19 protein-coding genes and 1 pseudogene are annotated in these 22124 nt (G+C 53.7%); 6 read left to right on the top strand and 14 right to left on the bottom strand.

Annotated elements, in window-relative coordinates:
• The first annotated feature begins 269 nt into the window (after positions 1 to 269).
• From EH207_RS07360 to EH207_RS07345, 4 genes are read left to right on the top strand one after another with little or no spacing between them, the layout of a single operon-like run.
• Complete coding sequence (locus EH207_RS07360) at positions 270 to 1322, top strand: hemin-degrading factor (protein ID WP_137713392.1); 1053 nt, start codon at positions 270 to 272, stop codon at positions 1320 to 1322.
• Positions 1319 to 2137 carry a heme/hemin ABC transporter substrate-binding protein gene (locus EH207_RS07355; RefSeq protein WP_137713391.1) on the top strand — a complete coding sequence of 273 codons (819 nt, stop codon included), beginning with the start codon at positions 1319 to 1321 and terminating at the stop codon, positions 2135 to 2137. Before EH207_RS07360 ends, EH207_RS07355 begins: the two co-directional genes overlap by 4 nt.
• A complete protein-coding gene (locus tag EH207_RS07350; RefSeq protein WP_137713390.1) occupies positions 2134 to 3138 on the top strand; it encodes a FecCD family ABC transporter permease in 1005 nt (334 codons plus the stop codon). Before EH207_RS07355 ends, EH207_RS07350 begins: the two co-directional genes overlap by 4 nt.
• The gene (locus tag EH207_RS07345) at positions 3131 to 3931 is read left to right on the top strand and encodes a heme ABC transporter ATP-binding protein (protein ID WP_137713389.1); all 801 of its coding nucleotides are present in this window, start codon (positions 3131 to 3133) and stop codon (positions 3929 to 3931) included. The genes EH207_RS07350 and EH207_RS07345 overlap by 8 nt, the downstream gene beginning before the upstream one ends.
• A 7-nt stretch (positions 3932 to 3938) precedes the next feature.
• On the opposite strand, the gene EH207_RS07340 is transcribed toward EH207_RS07345, so the two are convergent.
• From EH207_RS07340 to btuC, 7 genes and pseudogenes are all read right to left on the bottom strand, one after another.
• Positions 3939 to 5390 (bottom strand): protein adenylyltransferase SelO, encoded by a 1452-nt coding sequence (locus tag EH207_RS07340; protein WP_137713388.1) that lies wholly within the window; start codon positions 5388 to 5390, stop codon positions 3939 to 3941.
• Between the two features lie 73 nt (positions 5391 to 5463).
• Positions 5464 to 6189, bottom strand: a complete 726-nt coding sequence (locus EH207_RS07335; protein ID WP_137713387.1) for an EAL domain-containing protein — start codon at positions 6187 to 6189, stop codon at positions 5464 to 5466.
• Between the two features lie 315 nt (positions 6190 to 6504).
• Positions 6505 to 7151, bottom strand: a pseudogene (locus EH207_RS07330) (lipoyl protein ligase domain-containing protein); the annotation flags it as partial.
• A gap of 80 nt (positions 7152 to 7231) precedes the next feature.
• A complete protein-coding gene (locus tag EH207_RS07325; RefSeq protein WP_137713386.1) occupies positions 7232 to 7702 on the bottom strand; it encodes an NlpC/P60 family protein in 471 nt (156 codons plus the stop codon).
• Positions 7703 to 7841: 139 nt separating this feature from the next.
• Positions 7842 to 8570 carry a vitamin B12 ABC transporter ATP-binding protein BtuD gene (btuD, locus tag EH207_RS07320; RefSeq protein WP_246048949.1) on the bottom strand — a complete coding sequence of 243 codons (729 nt, stop codon included), beginning with the start codon at positions 8568 to 8570 and terminating at the stop codon, positions 7842 to 7844.
• A 48-nt stretch (positions 8571 to 8618) separates the two neighbouring features.
• The gene (locus EH207_RS07315) at positions 8619 to 9170 is read right to left on the bottom strand and encodes a glutathione peroxidase (protein ID WP_137713384.1); all 552 of its coding nucleotides are present in this window, start codon (positions 9168 to 9170) and stop codon (positions 8619 to 8621) included.
• A 64-nt stretch (positions 9171 to 9234) separates the two neighbouring features.
• Complete coding sequence (gene btuC / locus EH207_RS07310) at positions 9235 to 10236, bottom strand: vitamin B12 ABC transporter permease BtuC (RefSeq protein WP_137713383.1); 1002 nt, start codon at positions 10234 to 10236, stop codon at positions 9235 to 9237.
• A gap of 278 nt (positions 10237 to 10514) precedes the next feature.
• Here btuC and EH207_RS07305 point away from each other — a divergent pair, with 278 nt between their 5' ends.
• Positions 10515 to 10712: a hypothetical protein gene (locus EH207_RS07305; RefSeq protein WP_137713382.1), complete on the top strand. Its 198-nt coding sequence runs from the start codon at positions 10515 to 10517 to the stop codon at positions 10710 to 10712.
• On the opposite strand, the gene cobB is transcribed toward EH207_RS07305, so the two are convergent.
• From cobB to lolC, 5 genes are read right to left on the bottom strand one after another with little or no spacing between them, the layout of a single operon-like run.
• Positions 10709 to 11539, bottom strand: a complete 831-nt coding sequence (gene cobB, locus EH207_RS07300; protein WP_137713381.1) for a Sir2 family NAD+-dependent deacetylase — start codon at positions 11537 to 11539, stop codon at positions 10709 to 10711. The two genes, EH207_RS07305 and cobB, sit on opposite strands and share 4 nt — an antisense overlap.
• A gap of 14 nt (positions 11540 to 11553) precedes the next feature.
• On the bottom strand, positions 11554 to 12468 hold the full coding sequence (nagK, locus tag EH207_RS07295) for an N-acetylglucosamine kinase (protein WP_137713380.1): 915 nt from the start codon (positions 12466 to 12468) through the stop codon (positions 11554 to 11556).
• Positions 12469 to 12527: 59 nt separating this feature from the next.
• A complete protein-coding gene (gene lolE, locus EH207_RS07290; RefSeq protein WP_137713379.1) occupies positions 12528 to 13775 on the bottom strand; it encodes a lipoprotein-releasing ABC transporter permease subunit LolE in 1248 nt (415 codons plus the stop codon).
• Entirely contained in the window at positions 13772 to 14479 is a 708-nt protein-coding gene (lolD, locus tag EH207_RS07285) for a lipoprotein-releasing ABC transporter ATP-binding protein LolD (protein ID WP_137713378.1), read from the bottom strand. Before lolD ends, lolE begins: the two co-directional genes overlap by 4 nt.
• Positions 14472 to 15674 (bottom strand): lipoprotein-releasing ABC transporter permease subunit LolC, encoded by a 1203-nt coding sequence (gene lolC, locus EH207_RS07280; RefSeq protein ID WP_137713377.1) that lies wholly within the window; start codon positions 15672 to 15674, stop codon positions 14472 to 14474. Before lolC ends, lolD begins: the two co-directional genes overlap by 8 nt.
• A gap of 137 nt (positions 15675 to 15811) precedes the next feature.
• Here lolC and mfd point away from each other — a divergent pair, with 137 nt between their 5' ends.
• On the top strand, positions 15812 to 19276 hold the full coding sequence (gene mfd, locus EH207_RS07275; protein ID WP_137713376.1) for a transcription-repair coupling factor: 3465 nt from the start codon (positions 15812 to 15814) through the stop codon (positions 19274 to 19276).
• Positions 19277 to 19711: 435 nt separating this feature from the next.
• Here the strand turns inward: mfd and EH207_RS07270 are convergent, their stop codons facing one another.
• Positions 19712 to 20251 (bottom strand): glycine zipper 2TM domain-containing protein, encoded by a 540-nt coding sequence (locus tag EH207_RS07270; RefSeq protein WP_137713375.1) that lies wholly within the window; start codon positions 20249 to 20251, stop codon positions 19712 to 19714.
• 359 nt (positions 20252 to 20610) lie between these two features.
• A complete protein-coding gene (locus tag EH207_RS07265; protein WP_137713374.1) occupies positions 20611 to 21915 on the bottom strand; it encodes an NAD(P)/FAD-dependent oxidoreductase in 1305 nt (434 codons plus the stop codon).
• Between the last annotated feature and the right edge of the window lie 209 nt (positions 21916 to 22124).

Raw genomic sequence — 22124 nt, 5'->3', positions numbered from 1 at the left:
AGGAGCGCTCAATCGCCGCGCTCCTTGAACTTTCCTTTTTTGGCGGAACCGGGCCGCTATACGGTCCCTGCGTCATGAGATGCCTGGCGACAAACCAAAACGGGGCGTATCTCGTCCCTGTCTGCGCTTATGTCACTCTTCCCCTTCTCTTCCCTCATTAGCGTATTAAGAAAACTTCACTTGATGTAACTTTTTTGTTACATGAAAATAATTCTCATTAGTCTCCAGTAGTACTATAACCAAAACAAAGAAAGAATAAGGAAGCGAGAATGCAGACTTCACTTTATCAACAATATCTCCAGGCTAAAATTGCTCACCCGCGCAAGTATGCCCGCGATCTGGCGGACCTGCTCGGCATCAGCGAAGCGGAACTGACTCACGCGCGTGTCGGACACGATGCCCAGCGTTTACAGGGAGATGCCAAGAGCTGGCTGAACGCGCTGGAACAGGTTGGTCACACCAAGTCGATTACGCGTAATCATTATGCGGTGCATGAACACGTCGGTTATTACCAGAACCAATCGCTGGACGGACACGCGGGCTTGATCCTGAATCCGCGCGGGCTGGATTTGCGTTTGTTCCTGCATCAATGGGCCTGCGCTTTCGCTTTACGCGAGACGACACCGCGCGGTGAACGGCAAAGCATGCAGTTCTTCGATCATCAGGGTGATGCCATCCTCAAGGTCTACCCCACCGAGACAACCGATATGTCTGCCTGGCGACAGTTTGTCGAAAAGTTTGCCGTCGCCGACAATCCGGCGCTGACGATCTCTCCGCAGGCTGGCGAACCGGCCGCGAACTCTCCCATGCCCCCCCATCCGCAGTTTGAAGCGGACTGGCGCGCCATGACCGATGTGCACCAGTTCTTCATGCTGTTAAAGCGCTATAACCTCACCCGCCAGCAGGCTTTCCGCGCCGTCAGCGATGACCTGGCTTACCGCGTTGATAACGCTGCGCTATCACAGATTCTGTTTACCGCCAAAGAAGTTCAGAACGAGATCATGGTATTTGTCGGCAACCGCGGCTGCGTACAGATTTTCACCGGTAAAATCGAACGAGTGGAACGTATGGAACAGCACGCCGAATGGATTAATATCTTTAATCAGGATTTCACCCTGCATCTGATTGAAAACGCTATCGCCGAAAGCTGGGTCACCCGTAAACCGACGGCGGACGGTATCGTCACCAGCCTGGAACTGTATGCCGCAGACGGCACGCAAATTGCCCAACTGTTTGGACAACGTACTGAAGGCGCACCGGAACAACAGCAATGGCGCACTCAGATCAACGCATTAAAACCGCTCGAGGAGTTTGCCGTATGAAAAACTGGCTATTCCCGTTACTCTTCGCGTTGCCGCTGAGCGCATCTGCCGCCGAGCGTCTTGTCTCTATCGGGGGTGACGTTACTGAGATTATCTATGCCCTGGGCGCGGAGAAAGATCTGGTAGCCCGCGACAGCACCAGTCTGCGCCCGAAGGCCGCCACCGCATTGCCGGATGTCGGCTACATGCGCCAGCTCAATACCGAAGGTATTCTGGCCATGAAACCGTCGCGAGTGATCGCCAGCGAACTGTCTCAGCCTTCACTGGTTTTACAACAGGTTGCTGAAAGCGGCACGCAGGTCATTCACGTGCCGGCCACACCCGCGCTGGAAACCGTACCGCAAAAAATCAGCGTCATTTCACAAGCCCTGAATAAAGAAGCGGAGGGCAAGAAGCTGACGGCCACCTACCAGCAGCAACTCGCCGCCGTCGCCAAGACGCCCTTGCCGGTTAATGTCCTGTTCATTCTTAGTCACGGCGGTATGACGGCGATGGCCGCCGGGAAGAACACGCCGGCGGATACGATTATCCGTAGCGTCGGATTGAAAAACGCGATGCAGAGCGTGGAACGTTATCAGCCGCTTTCTCAGGAAGGTGTGATCGCCAGCGCGCCAGATCTGATTCTCATCTCTAGTCAGGGACTGAAAAGTCTGGGCGGCGAGGCGCAGATCTGGAAATTGCCCGGACTGGCGCTGACCCCGGCGGGCAAGAACAACCGTCTGCTGGTGGTCGATGACATGGCGATACTTGGCTTTACGCTGGAAACGCCGGCATTGATGGCGACACTGCGTCAGACCGCAGAAAAAATCAAATGATACGGCGGTTTCACCCGCGTTACTGGCTCATTGCTTTAATGCTGCTGTTGTTGATTCTGATGGTCAGCGCATCAAATCTGGGTGCGCTGACCCTGTCGTTTAAAACGCTATGGCAGACGCCCTTTGACGATCCGCTCTGGCATATCTGGCTGAATATCCGCATTCCCCGCGTGTTGTTGGCCGTTCTGGTCGGTTGTGCGCTGGCCTGTTCCGGCGCCATCATGCAGGGATTGTTTCGTAACCCGCTGGCCGATCCCGGCCTGCTGGGGATCAGCAGCGGCGCGGCGCTGAGCGTGGCGCTGACCATCGTGCTGCCGCTGGGTTTGCCCCCACTGCTGGCGCTTTATAGCCCCATGCTCGCGGCGTTTGCCGGCAGTCTGGCGATCACCGCGATTATTTTCATTCTCAACCGTTCCGAACAGGGTGGGGTCACGCGGCTACTGCTGGCAGGGATCGCGCTCAACGCCTTATGCATCGCGATCATCGGCCTTCTGACTTACATCAGCACCGACCAGCAGTTACGTCAGTTCTCCCTGTGGGGAATGGGCAGTCTGGGGCAAGCACAGTGGCCGATGCTGCTCGTCGCCGGCACGCTGGTTATTCCGGCGATTATCATTACGCTGTATCAGGCGCGTCTCTTGAATCTGCTGCAATTGGGCGACGAGGAAGCGCATTATCTTGGCGTCAATGTGAAACGCACCAAGCATAGGTTGCTACTGTTAAGCTCGCTGCTGGTCGGTGTCGCCGTGGCCGTCAGCGGTATCATCAGCTTTATCGGATTGGTTATTCCCCATCTGATTCGGATGCATTTGGGCGCCGATCACCGCTGGCTGATACCGGGTTCCGCATTAGGCGGCGCCTGCCTGCTGCTGGTTGCCGATACGCTGGCCCGCACCATGCTTTCTCCGGCGGAACTGCCCGTCGGTTTATTGAGCAGTCTGATTGGCGGCCCTTACTTCTTGTGGCTGATTGTTCAGCATAAAGGACGCGGAAATGAGTGATTCCAGCGCTTTCGAAATGTCGCTGATTGCACGCAACCTCAGCTTTTACGCCGGTGAACGCTGCCTGACCAGGGATATTTCTCTTACGGTTGACTGCGGTGAAATTGTGGCGGTTATCGGTCCTAACGGCGCGGGAAAATCGACGCTGTTACGGCTTTTGACCGGCTATTTGACACCGCAGCAAGGCGAGTGCTTGCTGGCGGGCAAACCGTTTTCCCAGTGGCAGCCCAATGCGCTGGCGAGAACTCGCGCCGTGATGCGACAGCACAGCGGCATGGCGTTTGCCTTCAGCGTACAGGATGTTGTCGCCATGGGGCGTTCCCCTCATGGGCGCGCGCGCCACAACGAAGCCGTGATCCAGCAGGTAATGGAACAAACCGGTTGTTTGCCGTTGGCCGGCCGGGATTACCGCCATCTCTCCGGCGGCGAACAGCAACGCGTTCAACTGGCCCGCGCGCTGGCGCAGCTCTGGCACGCGCAACCGACGCCGGGTTGGTTATTTCTGGATGAACCCACCTCGGCATTGGATTTGTATCACCAGCAGCATCTGTTGCGTTTATTGAAGCAACTGACCCGCCAGCAGCCGCTGGCCGTGTGCTGCGTCCTGCACGATCTTAATCTGGCGGCCCTGTACGCCGATAGAATTCTGCTGCTGCATGAAGGCGAACTGGTGGCGCAAGGGACGCCGGAGCAGGTGCTGCAAGCCGAGGTACTCACCCGCTGGTATCAGGCCGATCTCAACGTCAGCCCGCACCCCGAATACCCGATTCCGCAGGTTTATCTGCGTCAATAGGTGTGCCTTAGCTGGAACAAGAGATTTCCAGATGCTTGCCCCACTCTGGCGGTAAGACCGCCAGATCGTCCATTTCAGGCTGGTCGTCATAGGGCTGGCAAAGCGCCTGATGCAAACGCGCCAGTGCGCTGATAGCATCTTTTTCCGCCGCTTCGATGACCTGTTGAGCTAAATAGTTACGCAGAATATATTTCGGATTGGCCGCCTTCATGCATCGTTGACGCTCGGCGTCACTCTGCTCTTCCCGCATGAGCCGTTTGCGATAGACGTTGAACCAGTGGTCGAACGCCGGACGATCAATAAACTCATCGCGCAAGGGAGATTGCGCCGCCTGCTTCTCACTCTCCGCCAGTAGCCGGAAGGTGCGGGTATAGTCGCGCCGCTCTTGTTGCATCAACCGCAGTAACCCCTCCAGAATGTCGTTATCCTGACTGTCGGCGGTAAACAACCCTAACTTGGCGCGCATCAGCGTGCCATATTGCTGCATCAGCGCGGGCTCATAGCGCGACAACGCCTTCTCCAGCACCTCGGTACTCATCAATCCTGACAGCGCCTGAGCCAGACGATGGAGATTCCACAACCCAACGGCAGGCTGATTATCGAAAGCATAACGACCCTGATGGTCGGAGTGATTGCAGATAAAACCGGGCTGGAAATCATCCATAAAGCCGTATGGACCATAGTCTATCGTCAAACCCAGGATCGACATGTTGTCCGTATTCATTACCCCATGTGCGAAACCGACCGTTTGCCAATGCGCAATCAGGCGGGCGGTGCGTTCGACGACGTCGCCGAACCATAATGCGTAGCGTTGCTCATCATCCTGCCACTGAGCCCAATGGCGCGCGATGACGTAATCCGCCAGTTGCCGAACTTTTTCGGGTTCTCGCCGGTAGTAGAAGTGCTCGAAATGACCGAAGCGCACATGGCTTTCCGCCACCCGCAGCAGCATCGCGCCCGGCTCTTCCCGCTCACGCTGCACGACCTGTTCGCTGGTGACAATGGTGAGCGCCCGCGTCGTGGGAATGCCCAGATGGTGCATCGCTTCCGACGCCAGAAACTCCCGAATGACGGAGCGTAAAACCGCCCTGCCGTCGCCCATGCGTGAATAGGGCGTCAGACCCGCGCCTTTGAGATGCCAGTCCATCGTGCGCCCCTCTGCCAATTGCTGTTCACCAAGCAGAATGCCGCGCCCATCGCCGAGCTGCCCGGCCCACGTACCAAACTGGTGTCCACTATAAACCTGCGCCAGCGGCGCCATGCCCGGCAACAGCGTCTCACCGCTCCAGATCTTCTGCTGCTCTGGCGTAAACCAGTCAGGAGAAAGCCCCAGTTCATTTGCCAACCCCTTGCTGTGATAAAGCAGGCGGGCGCCCTGAAGCGGAGTCGGTTTCAGGGCGGTATAAAACCCCGGCAGTTGCTGAAAGTAATGATTAACGAACTGTGGTATTTGCGACATAAAGGGATACTCGTTATTCTGCAAAATGGAATGTCCGGAGTGTCGCTGGAAAAGAAAAACCGTGCGATGAGATTTAGGGAAAGAAATCCGCCTGTATCGCCAGTTCATCAAAATGAACGGCCGGCCACAGCTCTCCCTGTATCGCATCAATATCCAGTTTTTTGACTTTATTCAAATGCTCCGGTGTGTCGATACCTTTAGCAACAACCCTCACTTCCTGATAATGGGTTTTTATGATCCGCAATAACTGCGCCATAATCAATGCGTTTTCAGCGCGGGATAATAGATGCTCAGTAAAGCTATGATCCATTTTGACACAGCTCAGTAATCCATCGTTTAACGGCTTCAGATTAATTTTTCCTGACCCAAAGTTATCCAGCCAAAGAGAAAACGAGTTGCTCAGGCTGACCAATGCGGCGTTTTCTTTTCCCTGTGACAGATTTGGGAAAAACTCATTAATTTCCAACTGAATGAAAGAAAGACTTTTCACTTCATTACGCAGCGTATCTGATTTAATAATTATATTTACTAACTCCTGATCAATTCTCATGACTAAAATAATATTATTATCAAAAAACCATACGGCTTTATTTGTTATGAAGTTAATTTTTTCTCTAATTAAATCATATTGTTGACCTGGACTTAACATGGTAGAGAGTATATCGGAAGGTATACTTAAATTACCAGAAACACTATTAAACCGACTAATCATTTCCACGGCCAACAGTGTCCCATCCAGATTATAAATAGGCCAGAAAATATAGTCGCTAACATAGTCTACATCTAACCGAATCAGCATATTATTGAATTAGGATTAATCAGTGATGGAGTCATTATAAATCAATAATTATCTGCCACAAGCCGCCTTTATTTTCCGCATCAATTGCATAACCGGATCGTCAGCAGATGAAAACAAATAAAATGCCTTGTTACTTCAGGAGCCGAGGAAGAATTTTATCTGAAAAATCAGGTTACTTATTCAATTTCTCAGCTATGAATTCCGGATGTTATATAGATTAAAAAAGTTATCCTGGGATTTTAATTGCCCAAAATAAAGGGTTCTGAGCTGCATTTTTCGGATTTTTTACCGCCCATGAACTGAAATATTCGCTCATTAACGGAGACTTTCTGCTAACCATGCTTCGTGTTGCTGCAATTCATTCTGTTGTTCTGAGAATATTCTTATTAATTGCTGGCAAATACGGGCCATTTTTTCTGGCCGCTATACAGTACCTGAAATTCTATCGTCAACGCTTACAGTAGCGCCGGATTGAGGTTATCAGTATATATTTGAGCACGGAATATAATGCCTCGCTCCACATCAAAATGTAATTCTACGCTCCTCCAGGCAAAACGGTTAGCTAATAAAGGAAAGAAATCTGGCGCTTGCCCCAAATTCCATTCCCAGCAACTTTGATGCGCAAACTGCTCGCTGAATCCGGGTAAATCGGGAAACACGGCGGGTGAGATGATTTCGGGTTCGCAACGTTCGCCATAATGGTCAAAAAATGCCTGTTTAATCGACTGACTCACACCGTCGCGATCGATAGTCGGCAAAAGTTCAACCAGATTCGCCACCCGTGAACGGACGAATGCAATTCCCTTAGCCTGTAGCTTTTTGATATCAGGACTCAAATAATCCGCCAGACGGCTTAAATCTGCATTTAGCAGTCATGTTTCATGCTGAAAACCGCGATCCTTCGTTTCACGGTAGGCAGACCCAGAGATTTTGCAACTCCCTTGCGGCGTTTCCAGCGCCAGGAATGAAGCAGGGGTCGAAGGGATCGGAAAGTGACAAACGCAGAGAAGACATACCCGTTCCATGCCATGTGGGACTAAGATCAGATACGGCGGGCCTGCCAGTACGCCCGTTTCCAGTAAACGTTTTCCAGCGATGAGCGAATAACGCCCCGACTGGTGGAAGCATGGATAAACTGATCGTCCGAATCATAAATGCCCACGTGCAATCCGCTGCCGCGACTACCGGTTTTGAAAAAGACCAGATCGCCCGGCAACAGACTATCGCGATCGACCCGCTCACCCAGCTCAGTCTGATCTTGCGTGCTGCGCGGCAATTGCAAGCCGAAACGATCGCGGAATGTCACGTAAACAAAGCCGGAACAATCAACGCCGTTACGATCCAGACCACCGTAGCGATAAGGCGTTCTGTACCATTCTCTAAGCTGATCGTTCAACTGCGCCACCACCATGATGGGATCACTCAGACGTGCATTTGGCGGCGGGCCGTTATGACTGCTGCACCCGACCACGATCAGGCTTACCCATACCAATAGATGTCTTAACCGTATCATGCTCGTCACCTGAAAACCCGCGAATGCCTGATGCACCCAGAGAATGTTATCTATCAGAATGATATTTCAGTTTAATTTAGACATAACGGCGATAGCTGGCAAGTAAAGACGATTTTTCCGATTTTGGGCTGCCGGCAAGTCAGGCGCCGTGCGGGATAATCCAATGACAGCCATCGACAACGTGACGCTGAAAACCCACGCCAAATACCGGCGACAGCAACGCCGGGTCCATCACGTCATCCGTCTTTCCCTGCGCGATAAGCTGCCCGGCAGCGATCAGCCAGACGCGATCGGCATGATGAAGACTATGATTCAGGTCGTGCGCACAAAGAATAACGGTAATGCCAGCCTGACAAAGTTGGCGCAGCAATTCATCCAACGCCACCTGTTGCGCCACGTCCAGGCTATTAGCTGGCTCATCCAGCAGCAGCAAGCGGGCATGCGGATTCAGCGTCGGCCAAATCTGCAAGCACACGGCGGCCAGCCGTACCCGCTGCCATTCACCGCCGGAGAGACGGGTTAACGGCCGGGTCAACTTATCCGCCAGCGCCAGACGGTCGGCAAGAAAACACACAACGGCCTCAAGATCGTCTTCACCGGCCATCGGCGGTTGATGCAAACGTAAATACTGGAATACCGGCATAAAGGCCATAGGCGGCTGCTGTTGCGTCAGATAGGCGCGCTGAAGCGCCAGATCCTGAGGGAATAATTGAGAAAGCGGCGCGTCTGCCAAATAAATCTCCCCTTCACCCGCAAGCAACCCGGCCAAGCGCGCCAACAGCGTGCTTTTCCCGGCGCCGTTCGGACCGATAATATGCAACAGCTCACCCGCGCCACATTCGGCATCAGCCGGAGAGAGACGAGGCATAACGCCGGCCTGCCTCAGCCTTAATAACGGCGCATCGTCCTGACTCAATTACTTTGCCAGCGCCTCTTCTATCGCTTCAATAATCATTGAATCATCGGGCGTCAGATCGGGTGCAAAACGCCGAATCACCTGTCCCTGACGATTAATCAGGAATTTTTCAAAATTCCATAAAATATCTTCGGGATGAGCTGGCTTGCGGCCTTTATTAACCAGACGAGCATAAAAACCGCTCAGCATGGAGCCGCTGGCTTTGGGTTGTTCGCGGATTAATACCTGATAGAGCGGATGACGGTTGGCGCCGTTGACTTCGATCTTGCTGAACATGGGGAACTGCACGCCAAAGGTACCCCGGCAAAACGCCTGAATCTCTTCGTCACTGCCCGGCTCTTGCCCGGCAAATTCATTCGAGGGGAACCCCAGCACGACGAACCCTTTATCGCGGTAGGTTTCGTAGATCTTTTCCAGTGCGTCATATTGCTTCGTCAGACCGCACTGCGAGGCAACATTGACGATTAAAGCGACGTTTCCCCGATAGGTTTCAAGCGTGGCGGCCGCCCCTTCGATGGTGTTGAGCGGAATGGCGTAGATTTCATTACTCATCGTCTTGATCCTTTTATTCTGTGACTCATCAATACCGTCAGTCATAGGGCTGCCTGGCTCTCGACTAAAGCCTGTTACGTAACAGCAACCAAATAAACCACGGCGATCCCAGCGTAGCGGTAACCACCCCAATCGGCAACTCCGCCGACACCAGTACAATACGCGCCACGGTATCCGCCAGCATCAGAATGGCGCCGCCTGCCAACGCACAGCCGGTTAACAGATACCGGTGATCGGTCAAACCGCACAGGCGCAACATATGCGGAATAATCAAGCCAATAAACCCAATCACGCCGGCCAGCGCAACGCTCAGCCCCACCAGCCCCCCAATCACCAACACCAGAATATTACGCCAGCGATAAACGGAAACCCCCAGTTGGCGCGCCGGCACTTCGCCCAACGCCAGCCAATTGAGCACCGTACCCTGCCGGCTCAGCCACACCAGGAACGGCAACAGCGCCGCGATCAGCCAGCCATAACGCCAGTCGATACCGCTGAAACCGCCCATCATCCAGTACATCAGTTGGCGCAAATCAAGACTGGTGCTGAAATAGACCGCCCAGGTCATGATCGCGCTACAGATAATGCCGAGCGCCACGCCGATTAACAGCAGCCGGGCATTCGACACATGCCGCTGGGCAAAGCGCAACAGCAGAAAGGTAATCAGTAGTGCGCCGGCGATGGCGCTCAGGCTCAGCACCCAAATCGGCAGCCGTCCTTGCCCCAGCAGCACCGTGAGCACCAGCGCCACGCCCGCGCCATTGGCCACGCCCAACAAGCCCGGCTCCGCCAACGGGTTATCGAATATCGCCTGCATCACCGCTCCCGCCATCGCCAAACTCGCGCCAACCAGCAGCACAGCCAGCGTTCTGGGCAAACGCAATTGCCAGACAAACATCTGTTGGGAATCCTCCAGCCAGGAGAACGGCCAAATCCAGCGATCACCGGCGCACAGGCTGACGATCAGGATCGTGATCGTCAGACACAACAGAATGGTCAGCCGCCAGCGATCCTGAATACGCTGCTGTCTTGTTAACTGGGTATACCCCGGATTGAATGGCTGCATTATCCACCAGCAATAAAAAAACAAACGGGCCGTATTGCCATACGGGACAACTGGCTACGGCGCGGTTCCTCAATGCGGCTATGTTAAACGATTTTATACCGTCATTACTGTTTTCAATACGCTGACGGCCAGAACCGGCTATTGGGGGGATGACAACAGAAGAAAAACAGCGGAAGAACAATGTCCTACCGCTTGTGATATTTGTCATTCGGTGAACGGTCAAAGATCGGCTACGCTTAAAAAACACGCATCGCTCTGATTGCCGCAAGGACACTATTATGCTGACTATTTTCCAACGATTCACGGCGCGGGCCACACATTCCCAAACCAAGCGCCCGGCACAGGCAGCAACGCATGCTTACTGCCGCGAAAGCGAATTCTGCTTCTTTAACCATTCGGCAACCTTGCCATTCGATCAGGTCAACGAATGTTACAACGACCGTTTACGGCAAGAACCTAAATCGGGTAGCCGCTAAAATCGGATGCTTTTACGCCGTGTCAGCCAGGCGCCGACAAACTCAGGCACGACAATACTGGCCGGGCCGTAGATCTTCTCGTCAAACTGGCTTTCCACCTGACTCGGTTCGAGGTTCAGTTCAACTGTATAGGCTCCATGCGCTCTTGCCTCATGCACAAAGCCCGCGGCGGGGTAAACATGCCCGGATGTGCCGATGGCCACAAAGTAATCCGCCTGCGCCAGCGCCTGATATATTTTATCCATGTCCAACGGCATTTCGCCAAACCACACGATATGCGGACGCAAAGGCGCAGGAAACTGACAGCAGTGGCAGCGTTCGTCAGCGGATAGATCGCCGGTCCAGTCAAATACCTGCCCGCTCTGACAACAGCGTACTTTCAGCAGTTCGCCATGCATATGGATCACACGCTGACTGCCCGCACGCTCATGCAGATTATCGATATTTTGGGTCACCAGCAGAAAGTTATCCCCCAGCGTGGCTTCCAGATTCGCCAGCGCCAGATGCGCCGCATTAGGCATAATCTCAGGCTGCTGAAGTTGACGGCGACGCGCATTGTAAAATGCCTGAACCTGTTGCGGATCGCGCACAAACCCTTCTGGGGTTGCTACGTCTTCAACGCGATGTTCTTCCCACAGACCATCGGCCGCACGAAAGGTGCGAATCCCTGACTCCGCGGAAATGCCTGCCCCGGTCAACACAACAATACGTGGTTTTTTCACTTCGCTCGCCGCCAGATAGTCTCGATGAAAAATACGTGCACGCAGGCGCTGCTGTCGCATACGTTTCCCTTTGTGAAAGCGTCCCAATCGTTGATGCGTATGCATAATCTATGCTCCTGCTAATTATCCATTAAGTGTAGCAAAGCCGCGCCGCGAACGCCGCCGGCGTCGCCGTAACACGCTTTTTCAATCCGTGGCAGTTTGGCAATTGGTAACAGCCGGGAAGGTAAACGCATTGGCAATATCTGATAAATTTCGTCAAAATTCGATAACCCGCCGCCAAGTACCAGCAGGTGCGGATCGAAGATGGTCAGCAAGTTACCCAAACAGGCCGCCAGCAAATCCATGAACCGATCGACAAACGCCAGCGCGTTACTTTCACCCGCGCGATAGTGCCTGATGATGGTGATGGCCGGAAGCGTCTCCTGGTAGAAATGCGAATAAAGCCATTCAAAGCCCCGGCCGGAGATATAGTTTTCAATACACCCCAGTTGACCACACCCGCACTTCACGCGCGGAATATCGACGCCAAGGATCTCCAGCGCGTCCACGGGAAGCCGGAAGTGCCCGAACTCGCCGGTAATGCCGTTGCATCCCTCTACCGGACGGCCATTGACCACCAGCCCTCCGCCGACGCCGGTACCGAGGATCATCCCCAGCACCACCGGGTAGGAACGAAACCTGGCATCCCAGGCTTCCGACAGCACAAAACAGTTGGCATCGTTGTTGATGCGAACATCGCGCTGCAATAAATCACTCAGGTCAGCGCCCAGCGGACGTCCCCTGGTCGCCGGCAAATTGGCGGTAAACAGCACGCCGTTATCACCCGTTTGCATACCCGGCACACCAATGCCGACATGACCGGCCGTACCCACCCGCGCGTCGGCCTCTTTGACCAACGCGACAAACGCATTCAATAGCTCGTCGTAATTATCGCGCGGCGTGGACACGCGCTTTTGCCATACCTTATTGAGTTCGGCATCAAATACACCCAATTCAATCTTTGTGCCGCCCATGTCAAAACCGTAATACATCACTGCCCCTTAAATGGATGGCGAATAACGACTCAGCCACTTGGTATGCTGATGCAAGGTTATTGCCCGCTCAATACTCTGGCCGGGTCGATCCGGCTGGCGCGCCGGGCCGGATACCAACTGGCAGCCAGACTGAGTAAAAGCGCCGTTGCCAATACGCTGACCACATCCGCCGCATGCAACTCCGAAGGCAGAAAATCAATAAAGTAGATATCGCCTGACAAGAAACGATGACCGATCAACGACTCAATACCGCTAATAAGGTTGGTGAGCTGTAATGCCGCCAGCACGCCGACCACCACGCCGCTCACGCTGCCCAGCGAACCGGTCAGCAAGCCGTACCAGACAAATATAGCGCGGATTAAACCATCCGGTGCGCCCAGCGTACGTAACACCGCGATATCACCGCTCTTATCTTTCACCGCCATCACCAGCGTCGAGACAATATTAAAACAGGCCACGCCAATCACCAGCACCATCGCCAGATACATAATGGTTCTGATCATTTGGATATCACGATACATATAGCCATAAGCGCCAATCCAACTGCGAATAGTGACATAGGCATTGGTGACTTCGCCCGCATCACGCACCAGTTTGTTGGCGGAAAAAGCGTCTTCGGCTTTGATGGCAATGCCCGTTACACTGTCACCCATAGCCAGATATTGCTGCGCATCGGCCAGCGGCACCAGCGCCAAGCTGTGATCGAGCTGACCGCTCAGTTGCAAAATGCCGCCGACATTCAGACGGATGCGCTTGGGCTGCATCAGCTTCATATCCGGCTCGCTGTTAGGCACCATCACGGTGACCCAATCGCCTTCCTTCACATTCAACGCTTTCGCCACGCCCTGACCAATAATGACCTGCTGCCGGCCGGCACGGAAACGCGACCAGGCGCCATTCATCACAAACGACGGCAACGCGCTGAGGCGGCTCTCCTGGCGGGGATCAACTCCTTTAATCTGAATGGCGCGCAGATTGGCGCCGTTTTCCAGCAGGCCGGTAAAGTTAATGTAAGGCGCCGCCGCCGCGACGCCCGGCACCTTCTCAATTTTGGGCAACAGCGCCTGCCAGCCGTCAAAGGGCTGATTAACTGGCGCTATCTCGCCGTGTGGGACAACCGCCAGAATGCGGTTATTCAACTCCCGTTCAAAACCGTTCATCGCGCTCAGGCCAACAATCAGCACCGCAACGCCCAGCGCGATACCGACGGTCGAAACCACTGAAATCAGCGAAACCATGCCGCCGCGCCGACGGCCGCGACTGAAACGCAGCGCAATCCGCAGGGAAAGCGGAGGAAATGTCATTGCCTGGCTCCCATCAGCGTCAGTTCCTGTTGCAAGTGACCATCCCGCATCTCTAACTGACGGCACAGACGGCCGGCCAGTTGAAGATCATGGGTCACCACCAGAAAAGCCGTCCCCTGCCGGACGTTCAATTCGCCCAGCAGTTCAAAGATGGTATCCGTGGTACGTTGGTCAAGATTACCGGTGGGTTCATCCGCCAGCACCAGTGACGGGCTATTGACCAGCGCTCTGGCGATGGCGACGCGCTGACGTTCCCCGCCGGACAATTCAGAGGAACGGTGGTGACTGCGCGCTTCCAGCCCTACCGCAGCCAGCATTTCGCGCGCTTTGTCCTGCGCCTGCGCCGTCGGGACGCGGCCAATCAGCAACGGCATGGCCACATTTTCCAACGCGGTAAAATCCGGCAACAGATGATGAAACTGATAAATGAAGCCCAGTTCGCGATTGCGCAGTTCGGACCTGGCTCCAGCGGTCAACCCGCTAAGCGATTGCCCCTTGAAAATCACCTCCCCCGACGTTGGCGAGTCCAGCCCGCCCAGCAGATGTAATAACGTGCTTTTACCGGAACCTGAACTCCCGACAATGGCCATCATCTCGCCGCTGCATATCTCGAACGTGACATTGCGCAGAACATCCGTTGACAATTTTCCTTCCTGGTAGCGTTTGCACAGGTTATTGCACTGCAATAACGGTAAATCATTCATAACGTAAGGCCTCAGCGGGGTGAACGGCGGCGGCGCGCCAGGACGGATAAAGCGTGGATAACAGGGCTATCAGCATGGCGCTCAGGGCAATGGTCGTCACCTGTAGCGAATCTATCGCAACAGGCAAGGCGGCCCCGTCAATCAATAATCCCAGCAGGGGCATCAGCGTATTAAGCTGATCGGCCAATAACGCGCCCAATATCGCCCCCAGCAATGCGCCGATAATTCCGGCACTCCCGCCTTGCACCATAAACACCGTCATAACCTGACGCCGGGTCAGTCCCTGCGTTTGCAGGATCGCGACCTCTCCCTGTTTTTCCATCACCAACAAACCCAATGAGGTAATAATATTGAACGCCGCCACAGCGATAATCAGGCTCAGCAACAGGCCCATCATATTCTTTTCCATCCGCACCGCCTGAAAAAGTTCGCCTTTGCGTTCGCGCCAGTCTTTCCAGACGGCGCCGGCGGGCAGCGGCTGCGTGCTCAGCACATCCACCGTTAACGGCTTATCCAGCCACAAACGCCAACCGGTAATATTCCCCGCCGGATAACGCATCAGACGTGAAGCATCTTGCTGATTGACCAGCAACTGATATCCATCAACTTCGCTATTGGAGGCAAACGTACCCGCCACGGTGAAAATTCGCTGGCTGGGGATGCGCCCCATCGGAGTCAACTGGCTGGCGCTCGGCACCATCAGGCGCAGTTGATCGCCACGTTTGACCCCCAATTGCAGCGCCAACTGCTCACCCAAAATGACCTGATATCGCCCCGGCTGCAAAGTTTGCTGCTGCACGTCGACAAAATAGCGGGACAACGGATCAGGCTCCCTCGGTTCCACACCCAGCATAACGCCGACGGATACGCTACGGGCGCTTTGCAACACCACTTCGCCCGTGGTTAGCGGGGCGATGCGGCGCACGCCCGATAGCGAACTCAACGCTGAATAAGGGATTGTCTCGGAATTGAGCGATCCCTGGGGAGTGGTAATCAACGCCTGCGGCATCAGCCCCAGAATGTTGTTCTCCAACTCGCGCTCAAACCCGTTCATAACGGAAAGAACGGTCACCAGCGCCATGACGCCAAGCGTGATGCCAATTGCCGATAACCAGGAGACAAACCGCCCGAAGCGGTCTGATGCTCGCCCACGCATATAGCGTAAGCCAATAAATAATGCGACAGGTTGATACATGAAATCCGTCTGGATAAGGTTGCCAAAGCAAAGTGTTCAAGGATAATAAAGGGTAGTACTGCTTTATGGAACCCTAACACCCTCACTCTCCGGCTTTTTCTTAGCGGATACCGGGGTCGAGACCTGATAATCAGATTATGCCTGAAAAATATCGCTATTCTTTGCCGCTCAGAGCAGGTGAGCAACGCCTGCTGGGTCAGTTGACCGGTGCGGCCTGCGCCGTAGAATGCGCAGAGATCATTGACCGCCATAATGGATTGGTCGTTCTTATCACCCCAGATATGCAAAATGCGCTGCGTTTGCGTGATGAAATACAGCAGTTTACCGAGCACAGCGTTACCACCTTACCCGATTGGGAAACCTTACCTTACGACAGTTTTTCTCCCCACCAGGAAATCATTTCAACCCGGCTTTCGACGCTGTACCAGCTTCCCCAGATGGGGCGCGGCGTCTTAATCCTGCCGGTCAATACGCTGATGCAGCGCGTGTGCCCTCACGCGTTTCTGCACGGCCATGCATTGATGCTGAATAAAGGTCAGCATTTATCGCGCGACAAATTACGAACCCAGTTGGAACAGGCGGGCTACCGCAGCGTCGACCAGGTCATGGAGCACGGCGAATACGCCACCCGCGGCGCGCTGCTGGATCTCTTCCCTATGGGAAGCGAAGAACCCTACCGTATTGATTTCTTTGACGATGAGATTGACAGCCTGCGGCTGTTCGATGTGGATACGCAGCGTACGTTGAATGAAGTTCTGCAAATCAATTTACTGCCCGCCCACGAGTTCCCTACCGATAAAACCGCGATTGAATGCTTCCGCAGCCAGTGGCGCGAACGATTTGAAGTCCGTCGTGATGCCGAGCATATTTATCAGCAGGTCAGCAAAAGCGTCTGGCCCGCCGGTATTGAGTATTGGCAGCCGCTGTTTTTCAGTCAGCCCTTACCGGCGTTGTTCAGCTATTTCCCGGAAAATACGCTGCTCGTCAACACCGGCGATATCCAACAGGGCGCCGAGCGTTTTTGGCAGGATATCGGACAGCGTTTCGAGAGCCGCCGGGTTGACCCGATGCGTCCGCTGCTGCCGCCTGAGTCGCTGTGGTTGCGGGTTGATATGCTGTTTTCGGAACTGAAAAACTGGCCGCGAGTTCACCTGCGTACCGATACCCTGCCGGGAAAAGCGGCCCATGCGAATCTGGGTTATCTGCCGCTGCCGGATCTGGCGATTCAGCCTCAACACAAAGCCCCGCTGGATACGCTGCGCCGTTTTATAGAACAATTTTTCGTTGAACAGCATGACGGACAAGTGATTTTTTCCGTTGAAAGTGAAGGCCGGCGAGAAACCCTTCAGGAACTGCTGGCGCGCATCAAGCTGAATCCTACGCCGATTGCCCGTCTGGGACAGGCGCAGCATCGAACCACCAGTTTAATCATCGGCGCCAGTGAACATGGTTTTATCGACACTCAGCGTCAACGCGCGTTGATCTGCGAAAGCGATCTCCTGGGCGAACGCGTCAGCCGCCGCCGTCAGGACAATCGGCGAACCATCAATACTGACACATTGATCCGCAATCTGGCGGAGCTCAGCTCAGGTCAACCCGTGGTGCATCTGGAACACGGTGTGGGACGCTACGCCGGATTGACGACGCTGGAAGCCGGCGGCATTAAAGCCGAATACCTGATTTTGACCTACGCCGGGGAAGACAAGCTGTATGTCCCGGTGTCTTCACTGCACCTCATCAGCCGCTATGCGGGCGGCGCTGACGAAAGCGCGCCATTGCATAAACTCGGCGGCGATGCCTGGTCGCGCGCGCGGCAGAAAGCGGCGGAAAAAGTGCGGGATGTTGCCGCGGAACTGCTGGATATCTATGCGCAACGGACCGTCAAAAGCGGTTTCGCATTCAAGCATGACAAAACGCAGTATCAGCTTTTCTGTGAGAGTTTCCCTTTTGAAACCACGCCGGATCAGGCTCAGGCCATCAATGCCGTCCTGAGCGACATGTGCCAGCCGCTGGCTATGGATCGGCTGGTGTGCGGCGACGTAGGCTTCGGTAAAACCGAAGTGGCCATGCGCGCCGCTTTCCTGGCGGTAGAAAACCATAAGCAGGTGGCCGTGCTGGTGCCCACCACGCTGCTGGCTCAGCAGCATTACGATAACTTCCGCGATCGCTTTGCCAACTGGCCGGTGAAAATCGAAATGATTTCCCGTTTCCGCAGCGCGCGTGAGCAAACCCAAATTTTGGAAGAAACGCGGCAAGGTAAAGTCGATATTCTGATCGGTACGCATAAACTGTTGCAGAGCGACGTCTGCTGGCACGATCTCGGCCTGCTGATCGTGGACGAAGAACACCGTTTTGGCGTTCGCCACAAAGAACGAATAAAAGCGATGCGCGCCAACGTGGACATTCTGACGCTAACCGCCACGCCGATTCCCCGTACGCTGAATATGGCCATGAGCGGCATGCGCGACCTATCGATTATCGCCACCCCGCCGGCACGCCGTTTAGCGGTGAAAACCTTTGTTCGCGAATACGATAATCTGGTAATTCGCGAAGCGATTCTGCGCGAGGTGCTGCGTGGCGGCCAAGTCTATTATCTCTACAACGATGTGGAGAATATCGAAAAAGCCGCGCAGCGGCTGGCTGAACTGGTGCCGGAGGCCCGTATTACCATCGGTCACGGGCAGATGCGCGAGCGCGATCTGGAACGCGTGATGAATGACTTCCATCACCAGCGTTTCAACGTGCTGGTATGTACCACCATTATTGAAACCGGGATTGATATTCCCAGCGCCAATACCATCATTATCGAACGGGCCGATCACTTCGGACTGGCACAATTGCATCAGCTACGCGGCCGCGTAGGACGCTCGCACCATCAGGCCTACGCTTACCTGTTGACGCCAAACCCCAAAGCCATGAGCACCGACGCACACAAACGCCTGGAAGCCATCGCCTCACTGGAGGATTTAGGCGCGGGCTTTGCCCTAGCCACGCACGATCTGGAAATTCGTGGCGCGGGTGAACTGCTGGGTGAAGATCAGAGCGGGCAGATGACCAGCGTCGGATTCTCGTTGTATATGGAACTACTCGAAAACGCCGTTGACGCTTTGAAAGCCGGACGGGAGCCTTCGCTGGAAGATTTAATCAGCAGCCAGACGGACGTAGAACTCCGGTTGCCAGCCCTGCTGCCGGAAGATTTCATTCCCGATGTCAATACGCGTTTATCCTTTTACAAGCGCATTGCCAGTGCGAAAAATACGGGTGAACTGGACGAACTCAAAGTTGAGCTAATCGATCGCTTCGGCAAACTGCCCGATGCCACGCGCCATCTGTTGCAGGTCGCGGCGCTGCGTCAGCAGGCGCAGGCGCTGGGAATCAAACGTATTGAAGGCAACGAGAAAGGCGGTTTCATCGAATTCGGTGAAAAGAATCGCGTGGACCCATCCCACTTGATTGGTTTGTTGCAACGCGAACCGGGCACCTACCGACTGGACGGCCCGGCGCGTCTGAAGTTTATTAAAGACCTGAGCGCCCGTCCGCTACGTATTGAGTTTATCGAATCGTTATTAACCAGTATGGCTCAACATACGCTGGCGGCGTAAAACAACCAAACCACGGCTCGCCAATTCGTTGTTCGGGAGATGTTGGATTCCTGAGGATAAGTAAGAATCCAACATCTCTTCCCGTCAACGTTCATGAACGCCTGTTTTACCCTGTTAAAAATACTTCTAATTAATAGATAAAATTAACAAATATAGTGGCTATCAAAGCGCCATCATAAAGATGCGCTTATTAGTATTGTATTGTAGTGTTTCCCTGCGTTGGCATGAACAACCTATCACAATACGATCGTCACCATCGATCAATAAGCGACGATTTGATCATTTAAATCTATTAATAAGTATGCATTACAGTGTGATAGGCCTAAAGACGCCTGCATCGTCAGAAACCGTAAAAAAGCCGCGAAAACCTTGTTCAGGTTTCCCGCGGCTTTATTTATTACAGGATGTCAGCGCAAAGAAGAAATATCAGAAAGATTAACTCTGCTGATTCAAAATCAACTGGCCTTTTTTATCTACCGGAATCTGTGTTCCGGGATCGCGATCCATTCGAATTTTTCCTTGCTGGTCGCCAATTTTATAGGTCACATCATAACCCAAGACTTTTTGCGATTTATCGTAGACCGTCTGGCAACGCTGCTGTGTCGTCGTATAGGTATCATTTTCCTGCATACTGCCTTGTACCTTGTTACCGGCATAACCGCCCGCTAAGGCACCGGCGACCGTCGCGACATCTTTACCGCGCCCCCCGCCGAACTGATGACCCAGCACACCGCCCGCCACCGCACCCAGGACTGACCCGGCGATTTTATTTTCATCCTGAACCGGACGACGATTTGTAACATTAACGTTACGACATTCCTGTCTCGGGGTTTTAACCGTTTCTTTTATTGGTGTCGCCGTAAGCACCTGTGCGAACTGCGGTTTAGATGAAAAAACATCCATACTCGCCATTGTCGCTACACCCAAGGCCGCTGCGACACCGATACCTACACCCGCTAACATTGACTTGTTCACAGGATACCTCCCGAATATATTTCCGCGCATTCCCCATCAGCGATCCCGTGCTAAAGATGCCTTATCTTTACGACGACTCGCGTGTAACGCGATGAATCCGATGGTTCCCTCCTGAATGCCTTTCATTCAGGATTTGCGACGTGCGCGCTACGCCGCCTGTAAACAGAGTGCAGTCTGCACAATGTTTATTGCCCCCGCAATAAGACAAATTAACTAAATTTGTCATTTTAGTAACATAAAACCATCATTTGAGAATTATCTTAAAGTGAACAGGTAATAGAACGATATTTTATACTGCATAAAGTGGGATATGAGACGCACGTTACCACCGCCAGCGATCCGCGGGCGGTGAGTCGACATTAGTGCAGTTTAAGACGCGGACGGATAACCCGGTTGATGCCGCCAACCAACATCATCAAACCGGTTTTTACGTAGCCATGCAGTGCAATCTGATGCATGCGGTACAAAGAGATGTAAACAAAACGGGCAATACGCCCTTCCACCATCACCGAACCACGCATCAGGTTACCCATCAAACTACCTACCGTGCTGAACTTGGACAGCGACACCAGCGAGCCGTGATCTTTATACACATAAGGTTTCAGCGACTGCCCGGCCAACAACGCCACGATGTTGCTATGGCAGCGGGAAGCCATCTGGTGCGCCGCCTGCGCGCGCGGGGGCACAAAGCCGCCGCCTTCCTGCGGACAGGAAGCACAGTCGCCAATGGCAAAAATGGCAGGGTCGCGGGTCGTTTGCAACGTCGGTTCAACCACAAGCTGGTTGATGCGGTTGGTTTCCAGACCGGCAATCTCCTTCATGGCATCCGGTGCTTTAATTCCGGCGGCCCAGACCATCAGATCGGCTTCAATAAACTCGCCGTCTTTGGTATTCAGACCGCCAGACTCGGCGCTGGTGACCATCGTTTTGGTCAGCACGCGAACGCCGATATTGGTCAGTTCCTGATGTGCGGCCGCTGAAATACGCGGCGGCAACGCAGGCAGGATGCGTTCTCCTGCTTCAACCAGCGTCACATTCAGCGTTTCTTTATCCAGACCGTCAAAACCATAGCTGTGGAGTTGTTTCACCGCGTTATGCAGTTCGGCGGACAGTTCAACGCCTGTCGCGCCACCGCCCACGATCGCAATGTTTATCCGCTCTTTTCCATCGGTATTAGCCGTAAACTTCAGGAACAGGTTGAGCATTTCATTATGGAAACGGCGGGCCTGTTTGGGGTTATCCAGAAAGATACAGTGATCTTTTACGCCCGGCGTACCGAAGTCGTTCGACGTGCTGCCCAGCGCGATCACCAGGATGTCATAAGGAATTTTTCGGGCGGCCACCAACTGTTCGCCCTGATCGTCACGAATCTCAGCCAACTGAATATGTTTCTGTTCGCGATCAATATCCGTCAGCATGCCAAGTTGAAACTGGAAGGCATGATTACGGGCATGCGCCAGATAGCTCAGCGCATCCATATCGTCATCCATAGAACCGGTTGCCACTTCGTGCAACAGCGGTTTCCACAAGTGGCTGTGGTTACGATCCACCAGCGTCACTTCCGCCTTTTTCTTGCGGCCTAACTTATGACCCAGGCTGGTCGCCAGCTCAAGTCCGCCGGCTCCCCCGCCGACAATAACGATTTTCTTGGTTGGTGATGTCAAAATGACCCCCTAAATGTGAACCAATGGTTAAAAAAGGGTAAAATAATAATATCCTTATATTACATAGAGTTCGCGTAAGTTAAACTCGATAATCTGTTGCAAGAATATCACGACAGGTTATTTGGTCATACCAAAATTGATATATATCAATTTATTTTCAGGCAAAGGCGGCTCTCCATCGAAATTTCATTTTCATTTCAGCCGATTAA

This window comes from Brenneria rubrifaciens, from assembly GCF_005484945.1.
GTDB lineage: Bacteria > Pseudomonadota > Gammaproteobacteria > Enterobacterales > Enterobacteriaceae > Brenneria > Brenneria rubrifaciens.
The sequence above is the reverse complement of the archived record's forward strand: the minus strand, read 5'-3'. Positions and strand labels throughout refer to the sequence as shown.